17 protein-coding genes are annotated in these 16,468 nt (G+C 46.9%); 7 read left to right on the top strand and 10 right to left on the bottom strand.

Going from position 1 to position 16,468, the window contains the following annotated elements; all coding sequences use genetic code 11:
* The first annotated feature begins 62 nt into the window (after positions 1–62).
* Complete coding sequence (locus tag PQQ36_RS04710) at positions 63–1,799, top strand: methyl-accepting chemotaxis protein (RefSeq protein ID WP_026130955.1); 1,737 nt, start codon at positions 63–65, stop codon at positions 1,797–1,799.
* A 108-nt stretch (positions 1,800–1,907) separates the two neighbouring features.
* Here the strand turns inward: PQQ36_RS04710 and PQQ36_RS04705 are convergent, their stop codons facing one another.
* The 4 genes from PQQ36_RS04705 to PQQ36_RS04690 form a co-directional block, all read right to left on the bottom strand.
* A complete protein-coding gene (locus PQQ36_RS04705) occupies positions 1,908–2,240 on the bottom strand; it encodes a cupin domain-containing protein (protein ID WP_017791265.1) in 333 nt (110 codons plus the stop codon).
* Between the two features lie 13 nt (positions 2,241–2,253).
* Positions 2,254–2,910, bottom strand: coding sequence for a Qnr family pentapeptide repeat protein (locus PQQ36_RS04700; protein WP_015728350.1), 657 nt, complete (start codon positions 2,908–2,910; stop codon positions 2,254–2,256).
* A gap of 226 nt (positions 2,911–3,136) precedes the next feature.
* The gene (locus PQQ36_RS04695) at positions 3,137–3,442 is read right to left on the bottom strand and encodes a Rho-binding antiterminator (protein ID WP_011152684.1); all 306 of its coding nucleotides are present in this window, start codon (positions 3,440–3,442) and stop codon (positions 3,137–3,139) included.
* A gap of 46 nt (positions 3,443–3,488) precedes the next feature.
* A complete protein-coding gene (locus tag PQQ36_RS04690) occupies positions 3,489–4,475 on the bottom strand; it encodes a D-2-hydroxyacid dehydrogenase family protein (protein WP_273660429.1) in 987 nt (328 codons plus the stop codon).
* Positions 4,476–4,823: 348 nt separating this feature from the next.
* Between PQQ36_RS04690 and PQQ36_RS04685 the strand changes: the two genes are divergently transcribed.
* Positions 4,824–6,653 (top strand): M4 family metallopeptidase, encoded by a 1,830-nt coding sequence (locus PQQ36_RS04685; RefSeq protein WP_061057885.1) that lies wholly within the window; start codon positions 4,824–4,826, stop codon positions 6,651–6,653.
* An 82-nt stretch (positions 6,654–6,735) separates the two neighbouring features.
* Here the strand turns inward: PQQ36_RS04685 and PQQ36_RS04680 are convergent, their stop codons facing one another.
* On the bottom strand, positions 6,736–7,272 hold the full coding sequence (locus PQQ36_RS04680) for a DUF924 family protein (RefSeq protein WP_061057886.1): 537 nt from the start codon (positions 7,270–7,272) through the stop codon (positions 6,736–6,738).
* Between the two features lie 138 nt (positions 7,273–7,410).
* Here PQQ36_RS04680 and PQQ36_RS04675 point away from each other — a divergent pair, with 138 nt between their 5' ends.
* Entirely contained in the window at positions 7,411–8,313 is a 903-nt protein-coding gene (locus PQQ36_RS04675; RefSeq protein ID WP_273660425.1) for a transglutaminase-like domain-containing protein, read from the top strand.
* A gap of 554 nt (positions 8,314–8,867) precedes the next feature.
* Entirely contained in the window at positions 8,868–9,752 is an 885-nt protein-coding gene (locus tag PQQ36_RS04670) for a hypothetical protein (RefSeq protein ID WP_015728345.1), read from the top strand.
* A 99-nt stretch (positions 9,753–9,851) separates the two neighbouring features.
* Here the strand turns inward: PQQ36_RS04670 and PQQ36_RS04665 are convergent, their stop codons facing one another.
* Positions 9,852–10,688: an alpha/beta fold hydrolase gene (locus tag PQQ36_RS04665; RefSeq protein WP_011081876.1), complete on the bottom strand. Its 837-nt coding sequence runs from the start codon at positions 10,686–10,688 to the stop codon at positions 9,852–9,854.
* Positions 10,689–10,762: 74 nt separating this feature from the next.
* On the opposite strand from PQQ36_RS04665, the gene PQQ36_RS04660 reads away from it, so the two are divergent.
* On the top strand, positions 10,763–10,972 hold the full coding sequence (locus tag PQQ36_RS04660; protein ID WP_011152674.1) for a hypothetical protein: 210 nt from the start codon (positions 10,763–10,765) through the stop codon (positions 10,970–10,972).
* A 46-nt stretch (positions 10,973–11,018) separates the two neighbouring features.
* Here the strand turns inward: PQQ36_RS04660 and PQQ36_RS04655 are convergent, their stop codons facing one another.
* Positions 11,019–12,215, bottom strand: a complete 1,197-nt coding sequence (locus PQQ36_RS04655) for a DEAD/DEAH box helicase (protein ID WP_011081874.1) — start codon at positions 12,213–12,215, stop codon at positions 11,019–11,021.
* Between the two features lie 81 nt (positions 12,216–12,296).
* Entirely contained in the window at positions 12,297–13,595 is a 1,299-nt protein-coding gene (locus tag PQQ36_RS04650; protein ID WP_263258170.1) for an alpha/beta hydrolase, read from the bottom strand.
* Positions 13,596–13,859: 264 nt separating this feature from the next.
* Here PQQ36_RS04650 and PQQ36_RS04645 point away from each other — a divergent pair, with 264 nt between their 5' ends.
* Both PQQ36_RS04645 and PQQ36_RS04640 read left to right on the top strand, forming a co-directional pair.
* A complete protein-coding gene (locus tag PQQ36_RS04645; protein ID WP_011081872.1) occupies positions 13,860–14,513 on the top strand; it encodes an oxygen-insensitive NAD(P)H-dependent nitroreductase NfsB in 654 nt (217 codons plus the stop codon).
* 16 nt (positions 14,514–14,529) lie between these two features.
* A complete protein-coding gene (locus PQQ36_RS04640) occupies positions 14,530–14,820 on the top strand; it encodes a putative quinol monooxygenase (protein WP_043921179.1) in 291 nt (96 codons plus the stop codon).
* Here the strand turns inward: PQQ36_RS04640 and PQQ36_RS04635 are convergent.
* Both PQQ36_RS04635 and PQQ36_RS04630 read right to left on the bottom strand, forming a co-directional pair.
* Entirely contained in the window at positions 14,803–15,750 is a 948-nt protein-coding gene (locus PQQ36_RS04635) for a LysR family transcriptional regulator (protein WP_047111115.1), read from the bottom strand. The genes PQQ36_RS04640 and PQQ36_RS04635 overlap by 18 nt on opposite strands.
* Before the next feature lie 243 nt (positions 15,751–15,993).
* Positions 15,994–16,440: an acyl-CoA thioesterase gene (locus PQQ36_RS04630; RefSeq protein ID WP_047111113.1), complete on the bottom strand. Its 447-nt coding sequence runs from the start codon at positions 16,438–16,440 to the stop codon at positions 15,994–15,996.
* Positions 16,441–16,468 lie beyond the last annotated feature (28 nt).

The raw sequence follows: 16,468 nt of genomic DNA, 5'->3' as shown, positions 1-16,468 counted from the left end.
TTCCCCAATTCCCTATAACAACAACGTAGTTGGCAAAGTTAAATTAACAAGGAATGAACAGTATGAATATCAATAGCACGATGAAACTGGTGTTTGGGGTTATTGGCCTTGGCATCGTAATCAGTGTGGTAACGGTTTTGCAGCTCAACGGATTACTGCAAAAAGTGAATCAGATGTCGCAGGTCCGTTATCAATCGTATCAAGCGGCAGATGAGCTACGCCAAAGCTCTGATGATTTGACGCGTTTAGGGCGTACTTATGTGCTGACAGGTGATGAAACCTACGAAAAAATGTACATGGACATCCTTGCCATCCGAAATGGTGACAAACCGAGACCGCAAAACTATCACACCATCTACTGGGATTTGGTGCTGAACTATGGGCAAAAACCCAAAGCCGATGGTGCAAGAATCTCATTGCAGAAAATGATGGAAAATCTGGGCTTCACCCAATCTGAGTTTCAACTTCTTAAACAAGCCCAACAAAATTCCGATGCTTTGGTGAATATGGAAGTCAAAGCGATGAATGCGGTGAAGGGGCTCTATCCGGATAGCTCTGGCAACTACACTCGTCGAGCAGAGCCAGATATGGCAATGGCGGCGAAACTCTTACACAGTAAAGAATATCACCAAGAAAAAGCCAAAATCATGGCGCCGATTGATGAGTTTTTTAAAGAGCTAGAAGCGCGAACCAATCGTCAATTTGATGCAGCAGCGCATGATGTCACGACGACCGTGATGATCGGCAATGTATCGCTGATTGTGGTGTTTGTCATTGCGATCATCGGTTATGTGTTGGTTAACCGCAAAGTGGTAAAACCCATCGACCAAATGGCCAATATTTTAAAAGAAGTCGACGTCAATTCGGATCTAACTTTACGTGTGGATGACAAGAGCAATAACGAGCTTGGCGTTATCGGCACCACCATTAACAAAGTGTTGATCAGCTATGCGAAAACCATCAATAAGATCAATCAGGTGAACGACACCATTTCCAACATTTCTGAAGCGATTCAAAGCATTACGCATAGAAACATTTCTATGGCGGGTCAGCAGAACCAAGAGATGGAGATGGCGGCTACCGCGATGGAAGAGATGACAGCGGCACTTTCGAATGTGGCACAAAGCACCAACATGGCTGAGCAGTATGCGGGCAGTGCAGAAAAAGAGGCTTCCACCAGTAAGTCGGTCTTTGATAAAACCACGCGAGAATTCTCGGTGCTTGAAGGGGAGTTCACCAACACCTCGCAGATCATCCAGCAATTGGCGGAAGAGTCCAGCAATGTGGGTAACGTGTTGGATGTGATCAAAGCGATTGCCGAACAAACCAACTTACTGGCACTGAATGCGGCGATAGAAGCAGCGCGGGCAGGAGAACAAGGCCGTGGTTTTGCTGTGGTGGCAGATGAAGTGCGTTCGTTGGCACAACGTACTCAAGATTCCACTGGTGAGATTGAAAGCATCATTATGACATTGCAAGAGAAAGCGAAGCAGTCAACGTCGACCATTCAAAGCAGTGCCGATAAGATGCAGTCAACGCGAACCAATATGGGGGTTGCTAACGAGGCCTTAGGTACCATTCAAGGTTCTGCGGTTGAAATTCATAAACTGAACACGTCGATTGCCGCAGCAACCGAAGAGCAATTGGCGGTCAGTGATGAAATCTCCAGTAACTTGGCCAATATCAAAAATCTCTCTTCAGAAATGAACGAGGCGATCAATCAACTTGGCCCGATTGTCGTCGATCTGCAACGTAACGTCGACGATCTCAACGGTGTTATTAAACATATTCGTACCTAACCGAATCCCCCTTTTGCCAGTGGTGCGGCGAGTGAACCGAGCTGGCAAAAGGGGGCTGTTCGTGGAGGCATTCTGTTTATGAGAAAGCCCGTTTATAAGAAAGCCCGTTTATGAAAAAAACACCGCCAACCAAATGGTTTGTTCGCTGGGCGTTGTCCAGCGAACTTTGTGTTTTTGATGGGCCGGAATAAAAAGATGCTCCCCTTTGGTTAAGTGCACGATATTCCCAGCTTCGAACTCAATCTCCCCTTCACCTTGTAAAATCACGACCCATTCATGTTCCTCTTGATCATACCAGCCGGTTTCTGGGGAATGATGTCCGTGGGACACAATGCGTTCAATACGCACATTATCCAGCTTGAGTAAGTCATCAAATTGTTCTTGGTCTAACGAGCTCGGTAAGTTGTCGAAGATATTTTGTATCATCGGTTGCTCCTTCATTGTCAAGGGATAATCAGCCAGGTACCACAATCAGGCCAAACGACTCTAACAGCTGCGCTTGTTGCCAGTCGCATATCTTCGCACCGTGCAGTGACACGCGGCGAACATCCAACCCATCGAGTTCGATATGGGTTAAGTCGCACTCTTCAACAATGAAGCTGCCCCATTGCTCTGGGGAAAATTCGCCTCGTGATAAATCAGAGCCTTTGAGACTGGCACCCGAAAGATTGGCGCCTCGCCAGCGATTTTCAAACAGATCGCACTTTTCTAACATGGCGCGTTCAAAATTACTGTAATTCAAGTTGCAGCCAGTGATGTAGGCGGAGCAAAAATAGGCTTTATGACTAATGCGATTCGAGAAGTTGGCTTGGCTGAAATTGGCGCCCTTTAAATCGCATTCGCGAAACTCAATGCCGAAACAATCTGTACCAGTAAATTGAGCCATTGCCATCATACAGTGCTTAAAACTGGCCTCTCGCAGTTTGGTGTAGCGGAAACTGCATCCTTCTATGGATGACGCTTCGATAAAACGACAATGGATAAACTGGCTGTCGGTGAGATCGGCTCGGTCAAAGTTGCACTCAATGAAATGGCAGTGGTCAAAAATGGCTTGCTGCAAATCTTGGTTTGAGAAATCTTCGCGATGGAAGTGTTGCCCTTGGTACTTCATATCAACTCCTTAGTTGAGCCAAGGCTATCATCTTAAGTTATTGAAAATCCACAAAAATAGCTTGTTTAAAAACAAAGGCTTACAAGTGGCTTAAATCGCAAAAATAAGGGGTCTAGAAGCGACTCTAACCTCTTTGTTTTTTTATTTTCCTATGAGCGGACCAAGAAAAAAGTTTTGTTGCACCTCATGCGTAAGAGGGCGAATTTCAAAGTGACATCAATGACCGCTATTGCTCAAACTCAATCTTAGTAAAATGAGGATTTTCTGTTAGCGCTTGCATCGTTAAAATCATGTCGGTCGGTACCCACAGTGCATCTCCTCCCGTCTCGACTTCCAAGCACTCCTGCTTATGTTCATTAAAACCAGTGTTGACTGGCACGCCAGAGATCTCGCTGCCGTCTTTTAACGTGAGGCAAACCCCGATACGGTAGAGACAAGCGATTTCCAAATAGTCATATTGATTGCAACTGATCATTGAGTTTCCTCTAAAGGGTTGGTCTGTGCTTGCAGGTGATCGAGCTCTGTCTGCCATATGGCCAACAGACCTTACATATGGCCAACAGACGTTAGTGGTAACGTCACTCCGTGCGGGACAACACTTCTGGATTGACGATATTTTGCGCTTGGCCATGAGCAAACGCCACAATATTGTCGAACGCATAGCGGAAGTATAGCTCATAACTGTTTTGTTCTACGTAGCCGATGTGCGGCGTGCACAATACGTTGGGCAAGGTCAGAATCGGTTCTTGCGCCATTGTCGCGGGTTCATGATGATAGACGTCGATGGCCGCGAACTTGTCTGAGCGGCGCTGCATCTCTTGAAACAGAGCACCCGCTTCCACTAACTCGGCTCGGCTGATGTTAACAAACAAACTGCCCGGTTTCATCGTGGCCAAATCGGAAGTTTTGACAATGGCGCGTGTTGCTGCGTTGAGTCGCAAATGCAGCGAGACAATATCACACTGTTGGAAAAACGCTTCTTTGCTGTCAGCGGCGAGAAAGCCATCCTCTTGCGCTTGGCGACGTGAGGACTCACTGCCCCAAACCATCACTTGAAGACCAAAGGCTTTGGCATAGCCCGCGATACGTTGGCCGATTTTGCCATATCCCCAAATGCCGATGGTTTGACCATGCAGCGTTCGACCTAAACGGTGCGTTTGATTTTGTTGCCATTCACCTTGCTGCAACTGCTGCGCGTAGCTGACTATCTCTCGGCTTGCAGCCATGATCAGTGCCCAGCAAAGCTCTGACGGAGCAATTGGCGAGCCCACGCCTTCTGCCACCGCAACGTTGGCATGATTGCACGCGTGAAGATCCAAATGATTGCTGATTTTCCCTGTTTGGCTAATGAGTTTTAAGTTTGGCAGCTTCGCTAAGAGGGAAGCGGTGATGGCTGTGCGCTCACGGATCAACACCAAGGCATCAAATTCAGCCAGCGCGCTGGCGAGGATGGCCTCATCGGTTTCAGTGTGGTGAAACACGGTGACCTCAAAGGGAGCGAGTGCGGCAAAGCACTCAAGCTGACGAACTTGATCTTGGTAGTCGTCGAGAATGGCGATTTTCATAGTTATTTCCTACATGCATGTAACATTAATAAATCAAATTTGTAACTTTATTTCTGAGATGACTGTCCCATTTATCTTATTGATAAATCTGCGTAAAAAAGAAAAAGCACAATTTTATTACTAGTGTTTATCGCTATGATTTATAAAATTAAATTTAAAACGAAATCGCAGTGAGATGGATTCTTTGTATAACATTGCGTCAGAGTTTCTATACAGGGCGTAAAAACATTTTTTTGGTGAAGTTGGCTGGTGGTTATTTTCTGAACCATGGTTGTTGAGCTCGCAGTGTCTGCGAGCCTTCGGGAGGAACCCGAAGAGATAAAATACAACATCAACAGGAAATCGATAATGAAACACAACCAACGTCATCGTCTCGGTCTTATGATTGCCGCAGTCATGTGTTCTCTTCCAGTCACCGCTGCAGAAATGGTGTCCGTCTCCGATAGTGCCGTATTGGAACAGGCTTTATCCGTTCAAGCTCGTAGTCTCGCGCCAGTCGAAAATGGCTTCGAGGCGGTTAAAACGATTCAACTGCCGAATGGCAAAACCAAAGTTCGATATCAGCAAACCTATTTGGGCCTGCCTGTGTTTGATACCGCCGTTGTCGCGACAGAAGGACGTTCAGGGTTGAGTAATGTGCATGGCACCATGGCACAAGGTTTGGCAGCCGATCTGCCTTCTGTGTCGGTTAATCTTGATCAGCAACAAGCCATCGCCCTCGGGAAGCAGCGCCACCAAGCGAAGCATGCCAATGCTAAAGCGCTCAACACCGAGAACGAAACCGCACAACTGATGGTGCGTTTAGACGCAAACAACAAAGCTCAATTGGTCTATTTGGTGAGTTTCTTTGTCGCGGAAGAAGAGCCTTCTCGCCCCTTTATGTTCATAGACGCCAACAGTGGCGAGATATTGCAGGTGTGGGATGGCTTAAATCATGCGCAAGCAGGCGGTACTGGACCTGGAGGCAACAGTAAAACGGGCCGTTATGAGTTTGGTACTGATTACCCAAGCTTTGTCATCGATAAAGTCGGAACGACTTGTACGATGGAAAACAGCGTGGTGAAAACGGTCGATTTACAAAACCGAACTTCGGGCTCAACAGCGTACAGTTACAGTTGTCCAGGAGCCAGCAATTATAACGATCACAAAGCGGTCAACGGCGCGTATTCGCCTCTGAACGATGCACACTACTTCGGCAAAGTGGTGTACGACATGTACAAAGATTGGATGAACACCGCACCATTGACGTTCAAGCTGACGATGCGTGTCCACTACAGCAGCAATTATGAAAATGCGTTTTGGGATGGCTCTGCGATGACGTTTGGCGATGGTGCGTCTACCTTCTATCCGTTGGTAGATATTAACGTCAGTGCCCATGAAGTAAGCCATGGCTTTACTGAGCAAAACTCAGGTCTGATATACAGCAATATGTCGGGAGGCATGAATGAAGCCTTCTCTGATATTGCGGGTGAAGCGGCAGAGTTCTACATGAAAGGCAGTGTTGACTGGATCGTTGGCGCAGACATCTTCAAGTCGAATGGCGGTTTACGCTACTTCGACCAACCCTCAAAAGATGGCCGCTCCATCGATCACGCGTCTCAATACTATGATGGCCTCAATGTGCATCACTCCAGTGGCGTGTACAACCGCGCGTTTTATCTGTTAGCCAATAAAACTGGTTGGAATGTGCGTAAGGGTTTTGAGATTTTTACCTTAGCCAACCAACTGTATTGGACGGCAAACAGTACGTTTGATGCGGGAGCCTGCGGCGTGGTCAAAGCGGCTCAAGACATGGGTTATAACAGCAACGACGTCGCTGATGCGTTTAACCAAGTGGGCGTGAATGCCAGCTGTGGTGTCACACCGCCAAGTGGTAATGTGTTGAAAAACAACACGCCAGTGAGCAACTTAACGGGCAATAAAGGTTCGGAAGTCTTCTATACCTTTACGGTCGATCGTAATGCGACGGCAATCGTGTCCATTTCTGGCGGCAGTGGCGATGCCGATTTGTATCTCAAAGCGGGCAGCAAACCGACCACAAGCTCTTGGGATTGCCGCCCTTATCGTTACGGCAACAACGAAAGTTGTTCCGTCAGTGCGGCGCCGGGGACCACTTATCACGTGATGATAAAAGGCTACAGCAACTACAACGGAGTGACGTTAAAGCTGCAATATTGATCTGACGTTAGAGATACCGATATGAGAGGAGGCACCGTCGTGTGCCTCTGTTTTCGTTACCGTTCTTAGTTAGATACGGTTGCTAGAATCCTGAACCCGGCTGTTTGAGAAATTCCACCTCTTCCGGAGTGCTCTCGCGGCCTAAAATGGCATTGCGGTGAGGGTAGCGGCCAAACTGATCGATAATGGCTTTGTGGCGCAGCTCGAAATCGTAGTTGTGCTCCAGCCCAGGTTGTGCAAATAAGCGCAACGCTTCTTGATGGATGAACGGCGATTCACTGTGCATGTATGGCATGTAGAGAAAGCTTTTCTCTTGGAGTGACAGTTCGCCATCGGCTCCGAGGGCTACGGCTTCCTGAGCGAGAGCCAGCGCCAGCGGATCTTGAGCGAAGGCTTGTGGCGTGCCACGGAAAACATTTCGAGAAAATTGATCGAGCACGATGATCTCTGCCAACCGTCCTTGAGGATGTTGCCGCCATTCTACCAATTCACACTGTGCCGCTTGCATTAACAGCGAGCGAAACTTATCAGTGATCATGCGATCGGTATCGTCACCGCCAGAAAACCAATCTTTCGGTTGTAGCTGTTCAAACCAAAATGTCAGAACCTCACTGTACATGACTCTCTCCTTAATAATTTTTGTTTAAAAAGCGAACTGTAAATAGTTGGTATTTTTGCTGCGAGGGAGACCGCAAGAACCGTCACGTGTTAGCGCAACAAGTCCCATATACTAAAAGAAAAACGTAACAGGGACGTTATGGAAACACAGTTGGCGAAATACACGCAACAAAGCTTTTTTACCCACCCCGGCCAATTTCTCAATACAGAACATCCGATACCAGACGATATTGCCGCAATGGTTCGTTTGGTTCAGCATAACCTGATTCATGCCTACTGGCTTGAAAAATATGGCGTCTCCAAGCCATTCAGCGAGCGGTTTAGTGAGATGCAACTGAGAACGGCGCAAGAGATCTTGGCAGAGTTAGCCAAGCGCACTGAAGGATGGGTATTAGGTGACAAACCGCAAGCCAAACGAGTGATTGGTCTCTGCCGGGATTTCTCACTGCTACTGTGCAGTTTGCTGCGTCATCATGGTATTCCTGCGCGGTTGAGATGCGGCTTTGCTTGCTATCTACGCCGAGGCAAATGGGAAGACCATTGGATTTGCGAGTATTGGCATACTCAGCAGCAACGATGGATTAAGGTTGACCCACAGCTAGATGACATTCACCAGCAAGTCTTGAAGTTCGACTTTGACCCACTTGATCTACCCGATGACATTTTCCTGACGGCAGGTGAGATGTGGCAGGCCGTTCGAGAAGGCAAAGTGGAAGCAAAGCGATGTGGCATTATGCAGCTTCGTGGCACGCCCTATCTGAAAGCCAACCTGGTGCGCGATTTATTTGCGCTGACATCAATGGAACTACTGGCTTGGGACTGCGGTTGGGGGATGATAGAACAACCGATGCATCCTATTGCGTCGGAAAGCGAATGGCAGTTGTTGGATGAACTGGCGCGGATGAGTGCCAACTCGGATAGTGAGATGGCCAGCGATTACACGCAACATCATCAAGCGATATGTCTGCCCGAGCAATGGTGTTGGAGCCAAGCACCAACGATAGCCCAGCTGTTTGACCGAGCCAGTGAAGAGCTCTACTGAGAGCGCTCAGACGTATCTAGCCATGGAAGCAGGCACAGTGGCTTTAACCGATGGATCAGCAAGCTCAGGTTAGAGTAGAGAGCTAGCGTGAGCGGTGTTTGAAACAACGAAAAGTCAAACTGTCTCGTCATTGCTACCTTTGAGAAATCCGTAATATTTATTGAGTAAAAACGTATATTTATCTTTCCATACAGTTAAGATTCGTGGCCAGTCTATGGCTGCGATAACGCCAGTTACCAATTGGTATACTCTATGTGTTTTTGGAATAAAGCTTTGATTTTTAATGCCTAAATATTTGGTATGACGTTCAATAATAAGATAAAAATCAAATTGTTGGTGAAGAAAACAGCAGAGACTGGATCATAATCCAGACATTTGATATGGTCTCTCACCAAAGCTAAATTCATAAATTGTTACAACTGCTCAACATCGTTTTAAACGAGATTCGGTTGTATCGTATTGATATTAGAGCTTTTGTTCTGTTTCTTCCTCTGGCCAAACCAATAAGAAACAGTGTCAGGTGAATGACTGTTGGATGAGTTGTAGACAGAGCGATGAAAAACGGAGCTGAGCGGGTCAACGTAGCGGTTTCTGATCAAGAAATCGAAAAAATGGACATGCTACTAAAAAGCATCGATACCGACATGGCCGTATCGATGTCCTATGTTCGGCGTGCTCAAGGGGTCTCATTTGAACAACTGGAAAGTCGCTTTTCTGGTATCAATGGCTCTACGCTCAAGCGCTACATGCAGCAAAGTTACCCATCAATGCGACCCATTCACGTCGTCGCGGCACTGACGTGGGTGATGATGGTCCCCATGACGACGTTTTATTATGGCCTGAAAATGAAAGAACAGTATCGTGGCATGGATGACAAAGCCATAGAAGCGTTGCTGTGTATCGGCCGTTTGCCCAGTGATCAGTTCAATCTCTATTTAGAGTTGGTGGCGAATTTAATGGACGAAGCCACACGGCAAGAGTTTCTCGCCTTTAAAGCGGATCTGGAATCCCAATGCTCGTTATTGGCCAACTATAATGACTTATTACCCCCGCCTGTCTTAGATATTCACGCCTTTGCCATTGATTACTACCGCTCGGTTGCCATCACCGTAAAACGTTTTCGAGAGGAGTACAATATTCCGGTCGAAACCATTTCTCGAGTGCTTGGGTTGTCGGAATATCAGTATCATATCCTAGAAGATGTAAACAAAATTCGTGATTTTCCCGTTGCTATCGGCTTTCGAGTTAAGCTCGGTTTCCACTTAAGCTCACACGTTAACTTTACTAGCGAGATGCGTCAGTTCCCAGAGTTCCATCAACTGCGCCAAGTGCAGCACGTTCGCGATATGCTGATTGTCGAGGCCATGAGCAAGCTGCGTGGAGCCAAGAAAAAGAGCGCTATCGAAATATTGAGTCATTTATCAAAAGTGTACATATAGAACTGTGATCTGTATCGACTGAGTGAAAATAACCAACTCAAATTACACAGTGACTTGAGTTGATTATAAATCACTGAGAATTGAAAATAGCCACTGTAATTAGATTAAATTGGCCAGAGTTCTCTTTAAGGAAATTGCCGAAGCGGCTTGTGCGATCATAATAGCTGCGACCGTTTCTGGGTGTTGTAAGTGAACAAGATGGTCCGCATTTTTGATCACCACAAAATGGCTATTTTTAAGTACGGATGCAAATTCATAGGCGACCTCTTTAGTAACGTAGGGATCATATTCACCCACGCAAATCGTGCAGGGAATATTGATGTTTTTAACATTAGTTGGGGTATGAACTAATAGCCTGACGGAGTTTTCAAAAAATACGTCAATGCGTTCTTGGTGCATTTTAGATATTTCTCGTTCGGTGGCGCGAATAATCGCCTTGTTACGTGGAATATCCGGATGTTGAATGGTCAAAGAGTGCGTAAAACTCTGCGCAAAATGGTTCGGGCTGTGCATCGCGGCGGCGATCATCTGTTTGGTGGCGAGACGCCCTGAAGAGGGGATGCCGGGGACACCGCCACAGATAGAAAGGCTCAACACATTTGGCCAGATATCGACAAGCTCCACAGCAACAGCAGTGGCATACGAAAAGCCCATGACATGGGCTCGATTCACGCCAAGATGGTCGAGTAACTCTTTGAGCATCAAGGCTTGCTGGCGAATCGATATAGTGGAATCCAGCGGAGCGGTACGACCGGTTCCTGGGACTTCAATGGTGAAAACATTTAAGTGGCTAGCAAACGCAAGGGAAAATTGCTGCACGCTTTCAATGTCTTGCAAAGCGCCAAGCAAGAATACGGCAAATTGGTCACTTTCTTGATGGCGATAGGCCGCGTAGCGATAGTGATTGCCGTTCAGGACTATTTTATGGATATCCATAGTGTTCTCCTTTTATTAAAGAAGTACACAATATAAATGATGATAAAAATGAGAAGTTTGGGTTAGGTGCTACAATGAAAAACGAAGAATTGGAACAATATCTTTCTCAGGCTGAACAGCCAGTGAAAGATTTTATGGCTGAAGTGCTAGAAACGCTTGGGAAAAAAATAACGAAAGAAGAAGAGCCCTTAATTAAGCTTCAGTATTTTGGTGCCAATATAGAAATTAAATTGACCTCATTTGAAGGGGTTTACGAATTAGAACGCTCACACTTTAATATGTGAATCGACAATAAAAAAGCCAGCTTTCGCTGGCTTTTTTACATTTAAATTATTCAGGCTGATTATTTCTTTTGTGTTTTGGTACGTAATTTAATATAGAAATTGGCACAGCTTTCTTTGGTGTGAATCCTTCCACTTCTCGGCGCTCAAGCAAGTGTCCGAGGCGGCTCTCAATCATGCATAGGTTTTTGAAGTTATCCTTAGAAACCAATGAAATCGCTTCGCCCTTGGCATTGGCACGACCGGTACGGCCAATTCGGTGGACATATTCATCGGCAGGGAAAGGCAAGTCGTAGTTCACCACGCGTGGGAGTGCTTCAATATCGATACCACGAGCAGCCACACCCGTTGATACCAAGTATTTGATTTTTCCCGCTTTAAAATCTTCCAGCAGTTGCTCTCGCACCGCTTGGCTGCGGCCACTGTGAAAGGCTTCGGCCACGATGCCTCGTTTTTCTAACTGAGAGACCAGTTTGGCGGCACCATGTTTGGTCTCAATAAAAATCAAGGTTTGATCCCACTGATTTTCTTTGATCAAGTGACTGAGCAAGGCTGATTTTTGGTCTTTGTCTACAGTGATGATCCATTGCTCAATGTTGGATTTAGACGCTTGCTTCGCGGCAATGCTGATCTCGAACGGATTGTGAATGGCGCTTTTGGCCAGATCACGCACTTTATTCGAGAGGGTGGCAGAGAACAGCAAATGCTGAATGTTTTCAGGCAAGCGATCGAGGATCTTATTGATGTCATCAATAAAGCCCATATCGAGCATGCGATCGGCTTCATCAAGCACTAACATCTCGATTTCTTCGAAATAGACGGCGCGTTGACCGTACATATCCAGCAGTCGTCCTGGCGTGGCGACAAGAATATCTAAACCTTCAATTAAGGCTTGTTTTTGCGCTTTTTCGTCAACGCCACCGAACATGGCCAATGAGCGAAGTGCTAGGTTTTGTCCATACTGCTTAATTTTTTCGTCGACTTGGATCGCCAGCTCGCGTGTTGGAACCAAAATAAGGGCGCGAATACGCTTTTTCTTTTGTGTTTGACCATGACGCAATTTCTCAAGCATTGGCAGAACAAAACTGGCGGTTTTACCTGTCCCCGTTTGCGCCGCCGCAATCAAATCTCGGCCTTCTAGAATGACAGGAATGGCTTGGGTTTGAATGCGAGTGGGTTTTGGGTAGCCAAGTGTATCAATGGCGTCAGTGAGCGACGCACACAAGCCGAGTTGAGTAAAGGACATAGTAAATCTCAAACGAATAAAGGTAGCTAGAATGCAAAGGGCTGCATTCTAGCATAGTACAATTCAAAACGCTGTTTACAATCAATGCTGATTCGCCAAGGTTTGTTCACCCATGGCGATCAGCACATCAAGAATACGTTCTCCATCCGCACGCAGGCCGTTGTGTTCATACTCATTGGTGATCCAGGCTTTGGCGTTCGGTATTAAGGCCAAGGTTTCACGGCTAAAATCCATTTCAACAAACATATCGTCCGCGTAGACCGCACAACTCACAGGGACGCTGTTTTGCGCCAGTTGCTCTGCGTCATAGAGTGGCGTCCAATCCACTTTTGTCGCCAACAATTCAGCCGCTTGTTTGAGAGGCTGTAGGGTCGCGTATTGTTCAAACATCCAAGGAAACACCATTTCGCCAGTGAAATAAAACGCTTTGCCTTTTTGATAATTAAACGCTTCAAGTGATTGGCGCACGCGATGTGCACTCCATTGAGAAGCAAAGCCTTGGCAATAAATGGATTCGTGTAATAGGGCGTAAATCGGGTTGGTGTGGAAAGATTGCTGCTGCAGCATTTGATGCAAAAATTCGTAGCGCAGTACAGTTTGACCATTGATCTCGATAAAGGCGTTTTCCAACAAGTAATAGGTTGAAAGGAAGGTGTCACTCATGCCGAAATGAATGCCAAGCTGTTGAAACTGTTCAACCGTAAAACGCTGTCCGTTTGGCAGATACTCGTCGTTTTCCAGCAGATGATCCGCAATGCGCTGGCATAGTGCTTGCGCGTGGGGAAATTGCGCGAAAAAGGCTTGGTTTTTGTCCATCGTACGCTTGAACGTCGCCTGATAAACCTCATCGGGATGACGAGAGAGAGAAGGCACACCACCAGTGATGTAACTTTGCAGCAAGCTATCTGGATACAGGGAAAGATAGGTCAGGGAGCAAAAACCACCAAAACTCTGGCCGAGAATTGCCCATTTATCGACGCCAAACTGCAGGCGAATAAACTCCGCATCACGCACGATATTGTCGGCGCGAAACAGGCTGAGGTAGTCCGATTGCTGCTCAGGTGTGAGATGAGCAAGAGTCTGGTGGCTGATGACGCTACTGTTTCCTGTCCCACGCTGATCAAGCAACAAGACGCGGTATTGCTGCAGTGCTCGTTTTATCCAGCCACTATTGCCCATCGGCCTCCCCGCAGGAAAACCAGGACCGCCCTGAAAATAGACCAGCCAAGGTTTGTTTGCTGCATTGTCGCCATGTTGATTCACTTCTCGCGCGAAGATCTCAATGGTGCCTTTGGACGGATCATCATAATCAAGCGGAACGGTAAAAAAATGAGGGACAAATTTTAATCCTTGATGGACGTAATGAGGGAGCGAGGGCATGGTTTCTTTCCTTGTAGAGTGTCCTGACTGACAACAGTCTTAGTGGCGGGAGTATAACGGAAATCGCTGCCCAGTTTAATCGTGCTCGATGCCTGATGTGTGCCAGCTTTGACTTACTTACGGTGTCTGTATCTTGACGTATTTTCAAAAAAAATTTGAAAAAGAATTCACTGCTTGATGGTTTTTCACTGTGCTTCAAACGCTTACAGTACTCGCAACAACATTGAGTCTTAACCTATTACCGCCATTTTATCGGAGAAAAATATGACTATTGTTCAAGCTGCCCAATCCCGCTACTCCACCAAAGCCTTTGATGCTTCGCGCAAATTGCCTGAAGAGAAAGTCGCGGCAGTGAAAGAGTTAATCCGCATGAGTGCGTCCAGTGTCAACTCGCAACCTTGGCATTTTATTGTCGCGAGCAGTGAAGAAGGAAAAGCGCGCATCGCCAAAGCAACACAAGGTGGTTTTGCTTTCAATGAGCGCAAGATTTTGGATGCTTCTCACGTTGTGGTGTTCTGCGCCAAAACGGCGATTGATGAAGCGTACCTACTCGACCTTTTGGAAAGCGAAGACAAAGATGGCCGCTTTGCCGATGTCGAAGCAAAAAATGGCATGCACGCTGGTCGTTCATTTTTCGTCAACATGCACCGCTTTGACTTGAAAGACGCGCATCACTGGATGGAAAAGCAAGTTTACCTCAATGTGGGGACGCTGCTATTGGGTGCTTCTGCGATGGAGATCGACGCGGTGCCAATTGAAGGCTTCGATGCCAAGGTGCTTGATGAGGAGTTTGGTCTGCGTGAGAAGGGCTTTACCAGCGTGGTGATTGTGCCGCTGGGTTACCATAGCGAAGACGATTTTAATGCTAAGCTGCCAAAATCACGTTGGTCAGCAGAGACTGTTTTTACCGAAATCTAACGATGGGTAACGCATGATGATCCATTTAATTGCTGAAATAAAAGCGCATGCGGATCGTGTTGACGAGGTACGCGGTTTGCTGCAATCGCTCTTGGAACCCACGCGTCAGGAACAAGGCTGCTGCCAGTATGAGCTGTTTGCGGACAACCAAATTGAGGGGCTGTTTTTAATGCAAGAAATTTGGTGCTCACAACAGAGCCTAGATAGACACATCGCCAGTGAGCATTTTCAACGGTTTAAAGACCGTATTGAAGAGGAAGAATTACTGGAATACTTGCACCTTCGCCCATTAACCTTCGTCGCCTGAATAGTCGCAGAGTTCAATGGCTGCCAGTACTGCCTTGCGCTGCTGGCAGCATTTTTGTTGGACGAATTCCTGAAACTGCCGCATTAACGGCGTGAGCGCTCGGCGATCCGTGCACATCATGTAGATCGGTACCGAGCCGCCATCCCATTCGGGTAAAATGCGTACCAATTTACCTTCCAAAATATCTTGGCTGACGTCCATCAGCGATTTGTTGGCGACCCCTTTGCCTTTCAATGCCTGTCGATGCACGACTTCACTGTCATTGGTGGTCGGATTGCCACTGACCAGAACATGCTCACTTTGCCCTTCGAAATGCAATGTCCATTTGTTGTAAATCGCCCCAGACACCATATAGCACAGGCAGTTGTGTTGCAGTAAGTCACTCGGATGCAAGATGGGGGGCTGACTGGCTAAATAATCGGGAGAGGCGCACAAAATGCGCTCATTGGAACGACAAAGAGGGATGGCAACCAGATTGGAGTCTGCGGGTTCTCCATAGCGAATCGCCAGATCGACAGGTTTGGAGTACATATCGGTCAGGCTATCGGAGAGGTCGAGTTTGATGGTCACTCTAGGGTGTTGTTCGATGAATTCGTCAATCCACTCCAGCAGCATATTGCGACCAAAATCCGAAGGAGCGGTGATGTAGAGTTGCCCAGCTAACTCGCCTCGTGCGCTGTTGATTTCGTCTAGGCCATCTTGGAGCAAACTCAATGCTGCGGTGGTTTTTTGCAAAAATAACGCGCCGTCGCTGGTTAAGCGCAAGCTTCGTGTTGAACGAACAAACAAGGGAAAACCGACTTGCTCTTCTAGTCTTTTGATGGCGGCACTGACCGCAGCTGGGGTGAGATCAAGATTATTGGCGGCCTGCGAGAAGCTACCTTGTCGAGCGGTTTCCACAAAAATATTGAGATCGTTGAGCGCTTTCATGCATCGAAGTGAACGGCGAATAATGGGGTATGACTATAGCGTATTGATAAAAAAAATGCCTCATCCAATCGAGAAGAGGCATACAAAAGAAGAGAGCATCATTGCCCGCCGTTCAAGCGTGGCTTCTGTTTGCTGCCACTCTATTGGGGCAACGGGCGTTAATGCGTTTTCGTCATCAAAACGGCTGGGTAACAAACCGCTTGAAAAGAAGTGTAGCGAAACCATTGATGGTTTGTCTGTAAGTCATTGTAAGCGTTGTGCCTTTTTAGCTTCGATACTGAAAATCGCATCGCGCAACACGGCGGGTAGCTGTGTTTTGCATTGGTTTTTAAAATCGAACATGACGACGGTTGCACTGCCTGTGGTGGTGACTTTACCCATCTTTTTGCTGACCACTTGATACTCCATGGTGAAACGGTCTTCCCCTACCTCACTGACGCGAGAACCGATCAATAGCGTATCCGGAAACGTCACCGGAATACGATATCGGCACTGGGTTTCGCTGAGTACCGGACCAATCTGATTGCGCTTAATCTCATCCATTAGATTGATTTTATTGAAATATTCAATCCGTGCTGTTTCGAAATAGCGAAAATACACCACGTTATTGATGTGTTGTAGGGCATCCATTTCCCCCCAAGCGACGTTGATTTCGGTAACAACCGGAAAATCTTGCAGTAGTAATTCCATATCGTTGTGATTCCGTGACCTTGATAGC

It is taken from the genome of Vibrio sp. CCUG 15886 (assembly GCF_028570825.1).
GTDB lineage: Bacteria > Pseudomonadota > Gammaproteobacteria > Enterobacterales > Vibrionaceae > Vibrio > Vibrio vulnificus_B.
Note: the sequence above shows the minus strand (reverse complement) of the source record. Positions and strands in the feature narration are given on the sequence as shown.